Source organism: Alphaproteobacteria bacterium (assembly GCA_020638555.1).
Lineage (GTDB): Bacteria > Pseudomonadota > Alphaproteobacteria > Bin95 > Bin95 > JACKII01.
In genome coordinates, this window is record JACKII010000002.1 from 1 (window position 1) to 18,039 (window position 18,039).

Annotated in this window: 12 protein-coding genes and 2 pseudogenes; 4 read left to right on the forward strand and 10 right to left on the reverse strand. The window is 66.6% G+C overall.

Features of this window, described 5'->3' with window-relative positions; translation table 11 throughout:
- Positions 1-63: 63 nt before the first annotated feature.
- The 8 genes from H6844_06210 to H6844_06245 all read right to left on the reverse strand — a co-directional run bounded on the left by H6844_06210 (position 64) and on the right by H6844_06245 (position 9,750).
- On the reverse strand, positions 64-261 hold the full coding sequence (locus H6844_06210; GenBank protein ID MCB9928991.1) for a hypothetical protein: 198 nt from the start codon (positions 259-261) through the stop codon (positions 64-66).
- Between the two features lie 26 nt (positions 262-287).
- Entirely contained in the window at positions 288-1,091 is an 804-nt protein-coding gene (locus H6844_06215) for a DUF1883 domain-containing protein (protein MCB9928992.1), read from the reverse strand.
- Positions 1,092-1,530: 439 nt separating this feature from the next.
- A complete protein-coding gene (locus H6844_06220) occupies positions 1,531-1,908 on the reverse strand; it encodes a hypothetical protein (protein MCB9928993.1) in 378 nt (125 codons plus the stop codon).
- An 83-nt stretch (positions 1,909-1,991) separates the two neighbouring features.
- The gene (locus H6844_06225; GenBank protein MCB9928994.1) at positions 1,992-2,795 is read right to left on the reverse strand and encodes an efflux RND transporter periplasmic adaptor subunit; all 804 of its coding nucleotides are present in this window, start codon (positions 2,793-2,795) and stop codon (positions 1,992-1,994) included.
- Positions 2,796-2,816: 21 nt separating this feature from the next.
- Positions 2,817-4,820, reverse strand: a complete 2,004-nt coding sequence (locus tag H6844_06230) for a prepilin peptidase (GenBank protein ID MCB9928995.1) — start codon at positions 4,818-4,820, stop codon at positions 2,817-2,819.
- Positions 4,821-4,851: 31 nt separating this feature from the next.
- Positions 4,852-5,658: a SapC family protein gene (locus H6844_06235; GenBank protein ID MCB9928996.1), complete on the reverse strand. Its 807-nt coding sequence runs from the start codon at positions 5,656-5,658 to the stop codon at positions 4,852-4,854.
- Positions 5,659-5,702: 44 nt separating this feature from the next.
- Entirely contained in the window at positions 5,703-7,865 is a 2,163-nt protein-coding gene (locus tag H6844_06240; protein MCB9928997.1) for an HlyD family efflux transporter periplasmic adaptor subunit, read from the reverse strand.
- A gap of 13 nt (positions 7,866-7,878) precedes the next feature.
- Positions 7,879-9,750 carry an HlyD family efflux transporter periplasmic adaptor subunit gene (locus H6844_06245; protein MCB9928998.1) on the reverse strand — a complete coding sequence of 624 codons (1,872 nt, stop codon included), beginning with the start codon at positions 9,748-9,750 and terminating at the stop codon, positions 7,879-7,881.
- A 478-nt stretch (positions 9,751-10,228) separates the two neighbouring features.
- Between H6844_06245 and H6844_06250 the strand changes: the two genes are divergently transcribed.
- Positions 10,229-11,500 carry an LEPR-XLL domain-containing protein gene (locus H6844_06250; protein ID MCB9928999.1) on the forward strand — a complete coding sequence of 424 codons (1,272 nt, stop codon included), beginning with the start codon at positions 10,229-10,231 and terminating at the stop codon, positions 11,498-11,500.
- Here the strand turns inward: H6844_06250 and H6844_06255 are convergent.
- A complete protein-coding gene (locus tag H6844_06255; protein MCB9929000.1) occupies positions 11,487-12,110 on the reverse strand; it encodes a hypothetical protein in 624 nt (207 codons plus the stop codon). The genes H6844_06250 and H6844_06255 overlap by 14 nt on opposite strands.
- A gap of 87 nt (positions 12,111-12,197) precedes the next feature.
- Positions 12,198-12,335: a hypothetical protein gene (locus H6844_06260; GenBank protein MCB9929001.1), complete on the reverse strand. Its 138-nt coding sequence runs from the start codon at positions 12,333-12,335 to the stop codon at positions 12,198-12,200.
- Between the two features lie 281 nt (positions 12,336-12,616).
- Between H6844_06260 and H6844_06265 the strand changes: the two genes are divergently transcribed.
- From H6844_06265 to H6844_06275, 3 genes and pseudogenes are all read left to right on the forward strand, one after another.
- A complete protein-coding gene (locus H6844_06265; protein MCB9929002.1) occupies positions 12,617-13,306 on the forward strand; it encodes a hypothetical protein in 690 nt (229 codons plus the stop codon).
- 170 nt (positions 13,307-13,476) lie between these two features.
- Positions 13,477-17,295, forward strand: a pseudogene (locus tag H6844_06270) (hypothetical protein).
- 291 nt (positions 17,296-17,586) lie between these two features.
- Positions 17,587-17,871, forward strand: a pseudogene (locus H6844_06275) (hypothetical protein).
- Positions 17,872-18,039: the final 168 nt, after the last annotated feature.

The window sequence follows — 18,039 nt, forward strand, 5'->3', positions numbered from 1 at the left end:
AATCGTATCGCCACTCCAGCCTGTCCAGGATCCTTCGATGCGCGATTGCATATCCACCTGCTCCTAGTCGATCCTGCGAACGCGAATGCCACGGCTCATGCCCTCGACATGCATGACGTTGCCTGAAAGGTTGACGTAGGGGCGATAGGCGTATCGATACTCGTAGTGATACTCCTCCTGCCGCCAAACTGATCCATCCGTGAGCCGGACGATGGTGTCGCCATCCCAGCCTGTCCACTCATCTTCAACCTGCCGAGTCATGTAGACCTCCTTGCGTGCGCTAAACGTCATGCTGCTTTAGGCAGACGCACCACTTCCGCGATCTCCGCAGCGATCTCCTCAACAGTGTGGGTAGCGGTGCTTCTTGCCAATCGGTCGGCGAGTGAAGCCGAATACCCGATCACTTCGCGCTTCGAGACGTTGTGCCAGATCGGCAGCAAGATTTGCTCGCCCGAGACGGCGCGGGTTACCAGCCCGTCCAGCTCGTACTCCGGCCACCCCTTGCCAAAGAATGCCTGTGACAGCACCACCACGCCGAAACGGCTGCTTCCCAGTCCGCGGTCGATCTTCCGTCGAAGGCTGTCACCGATGCGCAGCTCGAACTCGTCGTACCAGACTGACAGACCAGCGTCGCGCAAGGCAGTTGCTAGCGGCCGAACGACTTCGTCCTTGTCCTCGGAGGCATGGGAGATGAAGACGTCAAACACTCGCCCATCCGGAGACGCAGGTGCGGGCGCGAGATCGTCATCGTCTTCGTTGCGTACAAGCGTCGGCACGCTCCGCAGCGGAGCCTCATTGATCGCTGGCAGTGGGCCAAATGCCTTACTCGGGATTACCCGAACACCAGTTCGGACTGAGCCACGAAGCCCCTGCATGTCTACCGCGACGTGCCAAATGCCAGAGTGTGGCACTGTCAGTCGGACCGGTGAGCGCTTCGCAAGACCGCCAATGTAGCGATGGTGTCGGCCCGATTTATAGTTGTTGAAGTTCGAACCATCCATGAGGCGGACGTTGGCAGCATTTCCGCTGAGCGTGACGGCGACAACGCTTCCTCGCTCCACGTGACCTAAATTGTAGTGCGTAAAGTTCATCATCTACTCCAGGTCAGGAGATCTGAGTCTCCGGCTTGTCGATGACGACAGGTTCGCACGCGAGGGTGTCAAAAATAGACACCCTATGAAAGTAGAGATTTCTGACGGCGCTAGGCGGCAGCTTGGAACAGCATTTTGAGAAAACTGGCAGGCACGACCGCTGTTTTTGCTACTTCATGTGCGGCTGTCGCCTTCAAGGGATGGCTAGCGCTGTAGCGCAAGAAAAGATGGTTGCGCCCTCCCGCAACCATCTTTACCGGCGCCGATTGCAAGTTGTGATCGATGCCGGCCCCCGCAACCAATTCTCTCCAATTTATCAAATGCGTGAACGCCGCCCGCCAAGGCGGCGTTTGCGTTCGCGCTCACCGTGGAAGCACTGTGGAAGCAAGAGGGGCGAAAATTTGATGACGGACCCCAAGATTGCGCGGGGACATCCGGGCTACTCGAGCAGGGTCTTGATTGAATGCGCCGTCTCTTTCAATTTCTCAGAATCAAGTCCGCTCTCATGGTCTTCAGTTGATGTGAACAGCGTCTTGCCGTCGATAAAGCCGTTTGTCTGGTGCCGCTCAAGTTTCCATTCCCAGCCGCGCTCGTCGTCGGGTCGACAAAGCATGTTGGCGATGACGAGCTCCGACTTTGATCGAACGAGATGGCCTTTCTCTGTCCGATGGATGAGGTGCTCGGCGAAAGGCACACTGTCGTCGGCGACGCGGATCACCTCTTGGAAGAGATTCGTATTCCGACGTGTGGTTTCGGACCGTTCTGGGCGCAAGAGGCCGAACAGTACCGTGGCGTTGTCACCTTCGATCTGCAGCACGAGTTGCTCTCGCGAAGGAGTGATGCCAACGTGCGCGACCTCTGACTCATTTTGAGGATTCCCTGGGGAAATGTCGATTCAGCCTAGCCGCCGATTTCGAGGCGGCAGCGGTGGCCTGCGGGCAGGCGGTCATCGGGATTGGGGATTTCCAGCAGCACGACAAAGGTGCCGCTGGCGGCGTCGAACACGCGGTCGACCGTGATCACCCGGGCCTTGTACGCGCCCTCGATCGGTGCGGCCGGATGGACGATGGCGGTGTCGCCGGCCTTGACCTTGCCGAACAGGCTGATGGGCACGAACGCCTCGATCTTGAGCGGGTCGAGCTGGACGATTCGGACGACGTAATTGTCCTGGTTGACGTATTCGCCCTCGGTCAGATTGCGGAGCGCGACCACGCCGCTGATCGGGCTGAAGATCTCGCGCTGGCCGAGCGCGGCCTTGGCGCGGGCCAGTTCCTTGATGGCCAGATCCCGGTTCAGCTCCGCCTGGGCCAGCAGGCTCTGGCTGGCGATCCGTTCTCCCTCCACCTGGTCCAGGTCGCTGACGGATGCGACGCCCCGGTTGCGCAGGGTTGCGATGCGGTTGTAGCGCTTTTCGACCATATCCAGCTGCTTGCGCTGCGCGTCGATCACGCTGGTGGAGTTGGCGCGAAGGTCGAGCAATTCGACGGTGCTGGCCTCGACCTTGGAGTCCAGGCGCGCGATGAGCTGGCCGGCCTCGACCCGGTCGCCGCGGCGGACCTTGACCTCGGTCAGCAGCCCGGAAACGGCGCTGCTGAGTTCGACCACCTCATTCGGTTCCATCAGACAGTCGACTTCGGCCGAACGGGCCGGCAGGGCGGCCAGCAACGCCGTCGCCAGGCTCAGCACGCAGAGGGGTTTGGGCATCGTCACAGGGCTCGTGTTCCGCTATTCCAGTCCGCCGGTGAACGAAAGCATGGTGTTGAGGCGCTTGTCCTGGCGCACCAGCTCCTTGCGGGCGCGGGCGTGGTTGCGTTCGGCGGCCCGTTGCGCCCGGTCGAACAATTCCCGGCGCAGCGCGTTCGTGCCGATCGGGAAGCCGGCCAGGAGTTTCCGGATCGGTGCCCGCACTTCGTCGAGAAGGGAGTCTTCCAGCGAGAGGAAGGTGGCGACGCTGCCGGGCTCGCCGCGGCGGCCGGCGCGGCCGGCCAGCTGGCGGTCGATGCGTCCGGCGTCGTGGCGCTCGGTCAGGATGACGTGCAGGCCGCCGGCCTTTCGCACGTCCGGTGCCAGTTGGATATCGACGCCGCGTCCCGCCAGGTTGGTCGCAACCGTGATGCGGCCCGGCTGCCCCGCATCGGCGATGATTTCGGCTTCCTCGAAGTCGTTTTCCGCGTTCAGGACCCGGTGCGCGAGGCCCTTGGCCGTCAGCAACTCGCTGACCGTCTGCGAGGCGGCGACGGAGCGGGTGCCGATCAGCACCGCCCGCCCGGCGGCGGTTTCCCGTTGGGCGCTCGCCACCACCAACTCCCAGCGAGTCCTGGCGCGCGAGACCACGCGCGGCCGCCGGAAGCGCAGTTTCGAGCGGCGGTTCGGCGGAACGCGGTTCACGTCCAGGTCGTAGACATACCAGAGCTCGCTCCGCACCTCGCGCGCGGTGCCGGTCATGCCCGCCAGCAGGCGGTAGCGGCGGAACAGGCGCTGATAGGTCATCCGCGCGATCGAAAGGTTGCGGGCGGTGATCTCCACCCCTTCCTTGGCCTCGACCAGCTGGTGCATGCCGTCGGACCAGGAGCGGTCCTGCTGCACCCGGCCGGTGTATTCGTCGACGATCTGCACCTTGCCGTCGAGCACCAGATAATGCTCGCCGCGGTGAAACAGGAACAGGGCCGTCAGCGCCTGGCGCGCGGCTTCCTCGCGCCGGAGCCAGCTTTGCCAGGCATCGCCAAGCCCTTCGGCGCGCTGGGCCAGGAACTGGCGGCCGGCCTCGGTGACCTCGACCCGCCGCTCCTCCAGGCGCAGGCGGTAATGGCGGTTTGGCACCATCTCCTGGGCGATGGTCAGGGCGGTCGTCGCCCATTCGCGTTCGTCGGCGGGGTCGGATTGTTGCGAGATGATCAGCGGGGTGCGGGCCTCGTCGATCAGCACGCTGTCCGCCTCGTCGACAATGGCGAAATGCAGGCCGCGCAGCACGATGCGGCGGCCCCATTCGTCTTGCTCGGTCAGGCGGCGCAGGCGCCGGCGCAGGTCGTTCTGCTGGCCGCCGAAGACGATCCGGTCGCGCAGATAGTCGAACGCCAGTTCCTTGTTCGAGGCATAGACGATATCGGCGGCGTAGGCGCGCTGGCGCGCCTCGGTCTTCATGTCGGTTTCGACGACGGCGTGGGTCAGTCCCAGCGTCTCGTAGATCGGCGAGAGGTTGTCGCGGTCGCGGCCCGCCAGATAGTCGTTCACGGTGATGACGTGGACGGGGATGCCGGCCAGCGCCGCGGTGGCCGCGGCCAGGGCGGCGGTCACGGTCTTGCCCTCGCCGGTGTCCATCTCCGCCACCTCGCCGCGCAACATGGCGAGGCCGCCGCGGATCTGCACGTCGTGATGGCGCAGGCCGATCCTGCGGTCGGAGACCTCGCGCACCAGGGCCAGCGCGCGATGGATGGCCGAGCGTTTCAGGCCATGCCGGCGCAGGGTCGAGCGGACCTGGAAGATCTCGCGGCCCAGTTCTTCCTCGTCCATGGCCCGAAGGCGTCGGCCGGCCCGCGCGATGGCGAAGACGGCGACGCGGTCGCGCCACGGGCGGAGCAGGCGGCGGACATGCAGGCCGCCGCCCGCCAGAACCGTCTCCAACGTCGCCAGCCAGCCCTCATCCGGGTCGGCCCGTTCCGGATAGAATTCGAGCCGAACCTCGGGAAAGGCGGTCGGTGTCGCGGACGGTGTCGCAGACGGTGGCAGCATCGGCTATCCGGGGAGACCGGCCGTCCGGGGTCTAGGCGCCGGAAGCCCCATTGGCCGAGCCGTGGCCGCCGTCGTCGGTCGCGGCCGGCGGTGCGGCCGCTTCCGGAACCGCCGCCGGGATCGCCATACGGCCGATCATGTCGTTGAAGTGGCGCAGCGAATGCAGGTGCAGATAGGCACATTCCAGCTCGTCGGTCTGGAACATCTGCTTCAGGGTATCGTCTTCGAGCTTTTTGAACTTCTCGCGGTTGATCACCTGGAAGCCGGAGAGCGAGCGGCGCTCGCCATCGGCCAGGTTGAACTGCGCCTGCATGGATTGCAGCAGGTCCAGCTCCTTCAGCCGGCGGCAGAACAACTGCGTGCGCCGGAAATGAGCCTGGTATTCCTGCAGGAAGTTCAGGACGTTGCGCAGGAATTGCGTCTGGGACCCGCTGCTGTCGAACAGACGCTCGCCGACGCCGTCGCGATTGCAGCCCTCGAAACTCTCGTCGATGTTGAGGATGAACTGCTTGCCGTCGCCGCTGGTGGAGAACACGAACGGATAGCGGCGCACGAAGGCCGGGATGTATTTGCCGGCGGACCAGCGGCCGTCGCTGTCGATGAACAGGTTCTCGCTCTCGCCGACGCCCAGGATGGCGGCGGGCATGACGACATCGTCATTGCCGGCGAACACGATCGGATAGTGCGCGGCGGCGGCCGAGAATTCCACCGCCGTCAGCGGCACGGAATTGACGCCGCGGGCGAACCCGTACGTGCCGCCGACCTTGACCGACAGGTCCCGATGGCTTTGCTGGGTAACCGGCACGGCATCGGAGTAAAACAGCAGTTGAGTCGCCATAATGGAGTGCCTTTGTGTTGGAGAGGCTTATCGCATCATTTAAATCATGACACGACGGAAAAATAACGCAAGAACACTTGCAAAGCGGCCCGGTAGAGCCGTTGGGCCAGGGGGGTGTCGTCGTGAGAAAACCGCACATAGACACGGTCGCCGTATGCCAGAACCGACCGGGGCTCGTCCAGCTTGACCTCCAGATGATAGAGGCCCGTCAGCGCCTTGCGGGCGCCCTGCGGCGAGTTCGGGTCGAGGGCGATGGTGCCGCCCCCCTCGGTCGAGAGCGCCAGGCTGGGCAGGTCGCGCGTCACGGAGGGCGTGGCCCGCACCACATGCGCCGGGTAGACCCGGTCCAGCGCGCTGACGAAGCGGACCTGCAACGCCTTGGTGTTCCGCTGCACCAGATTGGCCTGGGATTCGGGAACGACGACGCGGATCAGCGGGTCTTCGAACCGGGCGACGACGGCCAGCGGCTGGCCCGGCTGGACGTAGCGGCCGACCAGGTCCTCGGGCGTGGCCATGATGACGCGGCCGTCCGCGCCCGCCTTCAGGGTGAGGTCGGCAATGCGCGAGCGGATGTTCGCCAGATTGGCCTCCGCCGTCTTCAACTCCTCGCGCATGATGCGCACGGCGACCTGGTCGTTGGGCAGTTCGGCGGCCAGGCGTTCCTGCAATTCGCCGACGCGGGCTTCGAGCACGTGCTGCTGCGATTCGATCAGCGGATCGTCGATACGGACCAGCGGCGTGCCGGCCCGCACGGTCTCACCCGGCTGAACGAAGACCTCGGCAATGGTGCCCTCGCCGCCGGCGTTGACATAGGCCTCCGGCCCCGGCGCGACCACGCCTTCCGCCATTGTGTTGTGCGGCAGGGGCACGGCGAGCAGAACGGCGGCGAGCGCGCCCAGCAGGGCGGCGGTGGCCGCCAGGGCGCGCCCGCGCTTGCGCCGCAGCATCGGGCTGTTGAGCAGGAACCAGCCCATTTTCAGGACCGGCAGCACCAGCATCAGGAACACGGCCCAGATGGCCAGGATCACGCCGACGATGAAGAATTGCGTCGCCACCAGTCCGACAATGGCAAACGTGACCGTCAGGCGATAGACGAAGGAGGCGATGGCGTAGACCAGGAACCAGGCCGGCTCGCCCCTGGCGGTGACCGGGTTTTCGGACCACTGGATGCCGAAGACATAGCGTTGCAGCAGATAGGCCAGATAACGGTTCGCGCGCTGGCCAAGATTGGGAATCTCGATCAGGTCGCACAGCACGTAATAGCCGTCGAAGCGCAGCAACGGATTGCCGTTGAACAACAGGGTGGAAACCCCGCCGATCAGCATGACGTTGAAGGCGAAGGCGCGGGCGAAGCCTTCCTCGGCATCGACCCAGACGATCATGGCGATCGCCGCCAGGAAAAGCTCCACGATGATGCCGGCCGAGCCGACCAGCGCCCGGCGCCACTTGCTTGCGAAGGCGGCACTGTCCGAGGCATCGACATAGGGCACCGGCATGAACACCAGGAACATGATGCCGATCTCGTGCACCGTGCCGCCCCAGCGTTTGATGGTGTAGGCGTGCCCCAACTCGTGCACCGCCTTGACCGATGGATAGGCGAGCAGCAGCAGCAGCAGGTTCTCGCTCGCCAGCACCCGGTCGATGACGTTTTCGGTGAGCGGCGCCCAGTTCAGGGCGACCAGAACGCCGCCATATCCAACCACCGCCAGCCAGGCCAAGGCGCCGAAGACCGAGAACAGGGGCCGGATCAGCGGCATGGTGGCGTTGAGGAATTCGTCCGGGTCGATGATCGGCAGGCGCAGCGCCAGCGGGTTCAGAATGCTGCGCACCAGCTTTTGCCGCCGGGTGCGCCGCCCGCGCTCGGACAGTTCCTGAATGTCGGCCGGTACGTCGCCCCGCAGCACGTCGGCGGTGTAGAGCCGGCCGACCAGGCTCGTCAGCTCGTCCTGGGTGACCGCGTCGGTCGGCAGTTGCTCGCACGCCAGTTGCCAGATCTGCTCCAGCGTGCGGCGCCCGTCCATCATGGCGATGAGGCGGTGTGCCTCGGGCGTGAAACGGTGGAAGCGGCCGGAACTGCGATCCTGCAACACATACCAGATCTCGCCGCGATAGACGTGGCGGTAGATGCTGGTGTGGTGGCGCAGGCTCGGCCGGTAGCCGGCAACGCGATACCAGGACCCGCTGGACCAGCTGCGGTTGGTGGTCATCGGCCCGCCCCGCTCACGGCAGCCAGCGCCAGAGCGCGAGCCGGACCCAGCCGACCAGCCGGTCGGACAGGGCGCGGATCAGCAGGCGCTCGTCGATGGCGGTGCGGGCGATGCCGAGCATGCCGGGGCGGAGGTCCGGCGCCTCGGTCAGCAGCGCCGCTTCGACCCGGAACCAGTTGCGGCCGTCGCGCTGTTCGGCCAGCGGCGTGATGCGCTTGACGGTGTATTGGAGCGGTGTCTCCGGGATGGCGGACACGCGCAGCACCCCTTCCTGGCCGACCGCAATGTCCTTGATGTCCCGCTCGTCGACTTCGAGAATGACCCGGAACGAGTCGAGCGGCGCGATGCGGAACAGGGTTTCGCCGCGTTCGATGGAGGCGCCGAGGCGCTGGCTCAGATCGCCCTGGACCACATAGCCGTCGAACGGCGCGCGCACGCGGGTGCGGGCCAGTTGCTGCTCGATCAGGGCCAGTTGCGCGTCGGACTGTCGGATCTGCGCCCGGATGATGTTGACCTCGGCCATTTTGCGCTCGGCCAGCGAGCGGTCGAGTTCGTTGGTCTTCTGCTGCCGCTCGGTGACGATGCGCAGGCGCTCCAGCGCCATGTCCTTGTCGTCGAGCGCCGCCAGGATGTCCTCCGCCTGCACCACGTCGCCGGCGCTGGCGTATTGCGCCGCCAGATAGCCGTTGAACGGCGCCACCACGGTGCGCTGCACGGTTCCCTCGATCGAGGCGCGCGAGGAGACGGCATAGTCGGTCTTGGTGTAGGCGAAGAAGGCGACGACGGCGGCGACGGCCAGCGTCGCCAGTTTGGTGGCGAAGTGCGAGGGGCCGAGCAGGCGCCGCAATTGCCCGCCGGCGCTTTCCCAGACCTTGACGATCAGCAGGCGGTCGTTGGCCTTGCGGTCCATCAGCACCGGGCCGACAATGCTGGCCACCGCATCCAGCACGTCCACATCCAGGGGCGAGAAGGGGGCGTCGCGGGGGCGTTCGAAGGTGAGCGCGCCGACGATCTCGCCCGCATTCTGCATGGGCACGGTCAGGATCGCGCCCATGCCGTGGGCCTGGAACAATTCCTCGTGCGCGCGGGTGACCCGGAACTCCCAGTTCGGCGGCGGCGGCCACAGGATGACGGCGTGCTGGTCGGCGGCCTCGTCCATGGCGCTGCTGACGTCGCGCATCAGATTGGTGCGGGCGCCGAAGGTGGAGCTTTGCGACATGGCGCGAACGCGGATGTGCCGGCGCTGGGCGAAACCGATAAAGACGGTCTCGCATTCCATCCGCCGGGCGATATCGGCCACCAGCGCGTTGCAGGCTTCGTCGAACCGGGCGTGTTCCAGAACGCTCGCCAGCATGTCGAAGGCGACGGCGATGCGCTCGCGCAGTTCGCCGCCCTTGATTTCCTGCTCGCGGCGGACCGCGACCTCGATCCAGCCGGCGCCCCATTCCAGCACCCGGAACGCGGCGGGCGTGGCCAGGTCGTTGGGGCCGAGGCGGACGACGACGGCGCCCATGAGTTGCTGCAACACCAGCAGCGGCTGCGCCAGGATGCGCTGGGTGCCCGTCTCGCCCAGCACCACGCCGCGGCGATGGTCGAGCGCCTGATTGGCGGCGGACACGATGTCCCCGTCGGGGCGGTCCTCGTGCGGCCAGGCGGCGATGGGATGGAACGGGCCCAGGTCCGGAGCCTCGCCGATGACGACATGGCCCGACACGCTGCGGCCCAGTTGTCGGCACTGCAGTGCCAGCCACGCTTGCAGGAACGCTTCGACATCGTGCGCCGAACGAAACCGGTTCCACAGGGTCTGATCCAGGACTTCGACACTGACGGTCGCGTTCTGTTCGGCCGTCGCATCGACGGCCTCTGGGCCACTGGTCCGGTCCATTGACGACCCTGCTCGCTAACCCGTTATTTGTATGCTATATTCTAGCACACTGTCGCTGCCGGTCCAAGGCGATAGGCGGGGGGTGGCCTGCCGACCAGGAGCGCAAGAACAGCAAAAACAGCCGCATAACAACCGGCAATTGTCCAGTAACCGATCTGGGTTGCTATGGAAATTATTCCCAAGAAATATGTAAAGAGGATATATTGCAAAGATTATAACTGATATTTTGGGTATGCTAAATACGCGGTCCAGAATAGAAGGATTATAATCTGATGTGGAAATTAAATTGCATACTCAATGACGATAAAGAAAAATACTGTTGAGTCCGTTGAAGAGATGGTATTTTAATTTCATTACATATGATTTTGACGTTATTGAAGTAGCGTCATACGCCCGGTCAGGGTAATTCAGTAGCGCGTTGCGATCGTGCAATGGTGCCGACCCTGGCGCAAAGGCGATACATTGAGGAGTGTGTGGCATGGCATTCCCGTTCGGCCAGTCGTCGTTTGAGCCGCCGAAAGTCTCGCGATTCCGCTCTCTGCCCTTGCTCCCATGGATGGCGCGCCAGACGCCTCATCGCTTTTTCTTCCGAAAGAGGAAACCGCTGACAAAGGCGGAGCGGCCGGTTCGGGTCTCGGCGATCAAGCTGGAGTCGCTGGAGCCGCGCTATCTGCTGTCGGCGGACCTGATGCCGCTGTCGGTCGATATGGCGGGCATTGATGGCGCCAGCTACACGCTCAGCTTCGACGACCTGGCCCAGACCTTCCGCATCTACGATGACGAGACCGGCGGGGTGGTCGACCAGCGGGCGGTGGCCGAGACGTCGGAAGTCATGATCCGCGGCACGGAAGGCAATGACCGCCTGACGCTGGACGTCACCGCCGCCATCCTGGACCTGATGATCTCGTTCGACGGCGCGGGCGGCGACGATGTCGTGGCCGGCCCGGCGGCGGATGCGCTCTGGACCATTGACGGCCACAATTCCGGTTCGGTCGCAAACCTCTCGTTCACCAATGTGGAGTCGGTCGAGGGCCAGGCCGACAACGAGGATACGTTTGTCGTCGGCGCGGCCGGCGTGCTCGACGGCGTGATCGACGGCGGAGCCGGCGGTTTCGACAGCATGGTGCTGGACGGCGGCTCGTTCGACAGCGTCGTCTACACCGCCACGGGGCCGAATTCGGGCTCGATCAACCGCGATGGCGTGACGCTCGTCTATGACGGGCTGGAGCCGCTCTATGACCAGACCGGCACCAACGACCTGGTGATCGACCTGACGGCGATTTCCGACGAGGCGACGGTGTTCCAGGATGGCGGCAATGTTCGTGTCGAGTCCACGGACGGCACGTTCGAGTCCGTGATTGCCGCGCTGCCGACATCCAGCCTGACCATCAATCTGGGCGACGATCTGGGCTTGATCCCGGCCAATGGCGACGAGCTGGACGTGCCGATCATCAGCCAGATCAACGGCGACGTGCTGACCGTCGGCACGCTCGACCTCGGTGCCGCCGCCTTCACCGTGAACGGTGAGGACGGGGCGGACCGCGTCGTGTTCACCGGCACCCTGTCGGCAGGCGCCGTGACCGTCAACGCCGAGGACATCGAGGTCGCGGGCGGGGCTTCGGTCACCGGCACGTCGGTGAGCTTCAACGCGGCGGCGACGGCGGACAGCCTGACCGTGGATCCGACCATGCTGGTGCCGGGCGTCTTCGTGGCGCTGCCGGTCTCCGAAATCCTGGTCAAGGCGATGTGACGGCCACCGCGGGCGACGTGGTGCTGAACGCCACGGCGAACCAGACCGTGCCGACCATGCCGGCCGTGTTCGGCCCGCTGGGCGGGGCGCTGGTGGTCGGCCTGCCGTCCGCGACCGTTGCGGTCGACGGCGGCGCGATCACCGCGACGGGTGCGGTTGACATCGATTCCGCGGTCACGCTGATCATCCAGGCCACCGACGCGGCCGATGCCGGCGACAACTCGACCAGTAGCGATGCCGCGGTTGCGGTGACGGTGGTGCTCTCGACCTCGACCGTGGACGTGGTCGGCGCCAGCTCGATTGCGGCCGACGGTGCCGTGTCGCTGAACGCGATGACGACCCTCACCGTGACCAGCAATGCCGATGGCACCGGCAGGACCGCCGGCGGCACGGTGGCCGTCAGCGAGGTGCAGGCCGCAACGCGGGTGGCGGTGAGCGGCTCCAGTTCCATCGGCGGCAATCTCGACACACCGGACAGCGTCGTGCTGGGCGCGACGCTCGGCAGCACGATCGCGACAACGGCAACGTCCACCGCCGGCGGCGCCTCGGACGGCGGCGGCACCAACGAGTCGGAAATGCGGTTGGAAGACGCCAACCAGGACGGCGACATGTCGGACAACGCCGCCACGCCCGGCGGCGGCAGCCTGACATTTGCCGGCGCGGTCGTGGTCTCCGACTACCGGCCGGTGACCGAGGCCTATATCAACAGTTCCGGGACCATCGCGTCGGCCGGGACGGTGGCGTTGACGGCGGTGGCGACGGAGTCCGTCACGGCGACGGCCGACGGCACCACCACCAGCGACGGCGGCACCGGTGTCGGCGTGGCCGTGGCCATCGGCGTGGTCGACAGTGTCGTCTCCGCGCGTCTGGGCGGAACCACAACTTATGAGACGCCTGCGATCACGGTGAGCGCGACCCTGAACGCGGGCGACAGCTATGTCCTGACCGCGACCTCCGGCGGCAGTGGCTCCGCCGGGACCGGCGTGGCCGGCTCGCTTGCGATTCACATTGTGACCACCTCGGTCGAGGCGATCATCGAGAGCGGCGCCAATCTGACCCTGAACGGCGCCGACCTGACCCTTTCGGCCAGCGGCGACGCACACCACCACCTCTGCCGTGCCGGACGAGGTCACGAATGCGAGCGACCTGGGCGTCGGTGCGTCCATTGCGCTTTACATCGGCAACAACACCGTGCGCGCCGGCATGGACGGCACGGAAACGCTGACCGGCGTCGACGATCTGACGATCACCGCCAGCGGCGATCACGACGACGAAACGCGCGCCGAGGCCGGTGCTGCGGGCACGAATACAACCATAGGTGGCGCAATAGCCATTGCGGTGGTCGACAATCTGGCCGAGGTCGATCTCGGCAATGCGGGCTCGACCCTGACGGTCGGCGGCAGTCTGACCGGCGAGGCGAGCAATGCCGGCACCAGCGAGACCGTGGCCGACGCCACGGTTTCCGGCGGCATGACCGCCATCGGCGCGGCGGTGGCCCTGGCCTTCGTCGACAACCGCTCCACCGCCAATGTGCGCCGGCAGTTGTCGGTCGCCGGCGCGGCGTCGATGACCGCGCGCAATGCCGGCGGCTCGTCGGTCGAGGCCAAGTCCTCGGTTGCGGGCACCGAGGAGGAAATGGGCGATCCGGATGCCATGGGCGGCGGCGCCGACGGGCAGCAGGACGAGGCGATCTCGTTCGCCGATAGTCGCGGCGGCGCGATGGATACCGGCGTTGCCTCCGAAGCGGATGCGGATTCGAGAGCGGCGGTTCCGGCGGCGTCAGCGTCGCGGCGGCGCTGGCGGTGAACATCACCGACGCCGAGGCCTCGGCGGTGGTCGACGGCGTGATCGTCGATGCGGCCAGCCTCTCGCTGATCACCACCAACGATCAGGACGCGACCGCGAACGCCGACGGTTCGGCCAGTGCCGGCGACGGCACCAGCGTCGGCGCGGCGGTGGCGATCAATGTCGCGACCATGACCAACACCGCGTCCGTCCTGGCGGGCTCGGACGTCAATCTGACGGGCAATCTGGCCCTGTCGGCGACGATGAACAACACCGACGGCGACGGCACCAGCACCTTCGGCGCGACGGCGATGTCCGGCGCATCGGGCGGCGACACCGGCGTCGCCGGCAGTTTCGCGCTGTCCATCGTCAACGCCAGCGCCATCGCGACGGTCGAAGGCACGGCCGACGTGGCGGCGGGCGGCGGCAATGTCTCGCTGATCGCCACCTCCATCAGCGACGGCACCGTCTCGGCCTCTGCCGAGAATGACGGTTCGGCAACGACCGGCGTCAGCGCGTCGATTGCGATTGGCGTGTCGAACCACACCGTCACCGCGGCCCTGCTGAATGGCGCGATCCTGACCGGCGCCGCGGATCTCAATCTCGCGGCGATTGGCGAGCACACCAACGCGGTCAGCGCCGGGTCCAGTGCCGATTCCATGGGAACCGCCGTCGGCGGTGCGCTGGCGATTGCCGTCGACGACCGCACGACCGATGCCTCCATCGGCACGGGCGCGCTCCTGTCGATCACCGGCAGCATGGACGCGACCGCGACCCACACCGGCAGCACGACCACCACCGCCGGCAGCGAGGCGACGGCGGCGGACGCCGGCGTCGGCGTGTCGCTGGCGCTGGCCTTCGTCGACGACACCGCCACCTCCTCGCTCGGGCGCAGCCTGACCGCGGGCGGCACGGTGAGCCTCTCCGCACTGGCGGAGGGCGGCTCGACGGTGGAGGCCATGGCCTCGGCGGCCGGTGCCGATACCGACGATGAAGCCGCGGATGGCAATTCCAGTGCGGACGACCAGGCGTCAGGCGCGACCGACCTCGCCAACGCCAAGTCCGGCCAGACGGACGGGACCAGCGAATCGGCGAGCACGGGCTCCGGCTCGGTCAAGGTCGGCGCGGCGCTGGCGTTGAACGTCTCCACGTCCACCGCGGTGGCGGAGACAGGCATGGTGACGGTGATGGCCGATGGCCTCAGCCTCATTGCGTCCAATGACATGGACGGCACGGCGTCGGCCGATGGCTCGGCGACCAATGGCGGCGAGGGCGACACCCAGGTCGGCATCGCGGTCGCGATCAATGTCGCCACCATGATCAACCGGGCCGAGCAGTTCGGCACCTTCATCAGCACCGGCGCCGATGGCCTGACCATTTCGGCCACCATGACCGACGACGGCACCCACAGCTATGGCGCGACCGCCATGTCCGGCGCCTCCGGCGGCGACACGGGCGTGGCCGGCAGCTTTGCGCTGTCGGTGGTAAACTCCACCACCACCGCGCGCCAGTCCGGCGCCGCCAGCCTCGGCTCCGGCGACGCCACCATTTCGGCCGAGGCCGTGAGCGAGGATACGGTTTCGGCGACGGCGGAGAATGACGGCTCCGCGACCACCGGCGTCGGCGTCTCCATCGCCATCAACGTCACCGATCACCTGACCACGGCCGCCGTCGCGAACGGCGCGACCATCACGGGCGGCGACGCTGTCACCATCAGTGCCGCGGGTGAGCACACCAGTTCGACCACGGCCAATTCCGGCGCCAAGGCGGCGGACGATACCGGCGTCGGCGGCTCGCTCGCCATCGCCGTGGAAGAACGCACCACCGCTGCGTCCATCGGCACCGGCCTGGCCATGGACCTGACCGGCGCGCTGCTGATCGCGGCGAACCATTCGGGCGCGAGCGTCACCACCGCCGGCAGCGAAGCGACGGCGGGCGGCACCGCGGTCGGTGCCTCGATCGCCATGGCGTTCGTCGACGATGTCGGCACCGCCATCCTGGCGCGCGACGTGACAGCGGACGGCAGTGTCTCGCTGGCCGCCAACACCGACGGCAGTTCGACGACGGCCGCGACGGCCTCCGCCGAAGGCGTGGAGAAATCCAACGAGGACGCCAGCGGCAACACCGACGGCACGGCGCAGCAGGACAACACCCAGGACCTGGCGGCCAGCAAGTCCGGCGACAATCTGGCGGCGAAGGACGCCAACACAGCGACCGCCAACAATGGCGGCGGCAATTCCAGCGTCGCCGTGGCGGCCGCACTCTCGGTCAATGTCAACAGTTCGATTTCCGAGGCCTCCATCGAGGACGGCCTGGCGGTCGTGGCCGGCGACGGCGCCGGCACCGGGGCGGTCTCGGTCACCGCCACCAACAATATCGGCGCCGAGGCCACCGCCGACGGTTCCGCCAAGCAGACGGCGATGAATTCCAGCGGCAGCGACGCCATCGGCATCGCCATCGCCATCAATGTCGCCGACATGAGCAACCGGGCCATCATCGGCGCCGATACCGACATCACCGCCGACGGTCTCACCCTGTCCGCGACCATGAAGGATGTCAGCGGCGAGGCCAGCGACAAGCACCAGTTCAAGGCCGAAGCGACCTCCGGCGCATCCGGCGGCGAGATCGGCGTGGCGGGCTCGTTCGCGCTGAGCGTCGGCACCACCACGACAGAGGCCGTGTTCGGCCAGGATCGGGCCGACCAGGCGGCCACCGGCGCGGCCTTGCTGACGCTCACCGGCGGCAATGTGAATGTCGATGCGGAGAGCATCACCACGACCACCACTTCCGCCACCTCGGCCACCGCGTCGGGCGGCTCGGATTCCGTCGGCGTCGGCGCCTCGATCGCCATCGGCATCGAGTTGAACGAAACCCGCGCCGAGTTCGAGGCGGGCGACACGATCAGCGGCTCGACCGGGTCCTTCACCGTCGACACCGTGGCCCACGACACCGTCACCACGACGGCCGAGGCGGGTGCTGCCGGCAGCACCGCGGTTGGCGGTGCCATCGCCATTTCCTATGTCGAGAACGACACCTATGCCGGGATCAATTCCGGCGGCAGCGCCATCACGCTTTCCGGCGGCGCGCTGTCGGCGACCGCCGATCATAGCGCCAACCTGACCACCACGGCGGACGGCCGGGCCAAGGGCGGCTCGTCGGCCGGCGTCGGCATCGCCATCGCCCTCAATATCGGCCAGTCCGACACGGACGCCCGGATAGCGCACAGCTTCTCCGGCGCCGGCAATGTGACGCTGAAGGCGGTGTCCGACCTCGACCTGACCACCACCTCGTTCGCGAGCGCGTCCGGCCAGGACAAGAATTCCCGCGATTCCGACCAGGAATCGAACGCCCAGACCTCGCTGGCCCAGGACCACGCCGGCAGCAGCAATGCGACGCCGACGGTCAAGGACGGCAGCGACACCCCGACCGGCAATGTGACCTCCGGGTCGCTGAACAATGCCGACAGCAACTCCTCGTCCGAGTCCGGCCAGTCCACCGGCGGCTCGACCCAGGTTGCGGCCGCGATTGCGCTCTCCTTCATGGAGGGCGATAACGACGCGACGCTGGCGACGGGCACGTCGATCACCGGCACCGGCGCGGTGGTCGTGGCCGCCGACATGAATGTCGACACCTACACCGTCGCCAACGCCACCGCGTTCACGTCCGACTCGAACAGCGACGCGATTTCGGCCGCGGTCGGCATCAATATCGGCCTGTTGCACAACCGCGCCGACGTGCAGGGTTCGACCACGCTCGGCGGCTCCAGCGTCGACATCCGGGCGATCACGCCGGACGGCGACACCGTGCCGAACGAGTTCCAGGTGCAGGCGCTTTCGGGCGCGGCCAGCACCGGTTCGTCCGTGGCCGGCTCCATCTCGGTCAACTATGTCGAGTTCGACACCGACGCGATGGTGCGCGCCAACGCCACCATCACGGCATCGTCCGGCGATGTGCGGGTGCGCGCCAGCTCCATTAACGAAGTCCAGAACCTGGCCGGTGGCGGCGCGATCACCACCGGCAGCAATACCGGCGTCGGCCTGGCCATCGCCGTCAATATTTTCAACGGGTTGGAGACGTCGGCAACGGTCGGCAACGACGCGGCCCTGACCGCCACGGGCGGCTCCGTCGAGGTGACCTCCGAGGCCAGCTTCACGCCGAAGAGCGACAGCCTGCAATTGCTGGATGTCGGCGACAACACGCTGACCGACACGCCGCTGTCCTTCACCAGCTTTGCCGCCGGCGTCGCCGCCGGCAACAACGGCACGGTCGTTTCCGGTTCGGTCAACGTCAATGTCCTGCTGATGACGACCGAGGCCGAGGTCGGCACCAACACGGTGCTGGACGGCAGCCAGGACGTGCTCGTCACGGCCGAGGACGTGGTCGAGATCTTCACCGGCGCCGGCGGCGTCGGCATTTCGCTCGGCTCCAGCGGCGTCGGCCTCGGCATCGACGTCAGCGTCATCACGCGCGACACGCTCGCCACCGTGGGCGGCGGCGCCGACCTGCTGGCCGGCTCCGGCGAAGTCAAGGTGCTGGCGGATTCCGACGACACCGTCACCTCGATTGCGGCGTCCTTCGGGCTCAGTGCGTCCGGCGGCAGCGGCGTTTCCGGCTCCGTCGGCGTGGTGGTGTTCCTGACCAGCACCAAGGCCATCGTCAATGCGGGCACGAGCACGCTTGATGGCGACCTGACCAAGCTGGAAGCGGGCGGCAATGTCTCGGTACTGGCCGAAGGCACGGCCGACGTGTTCATG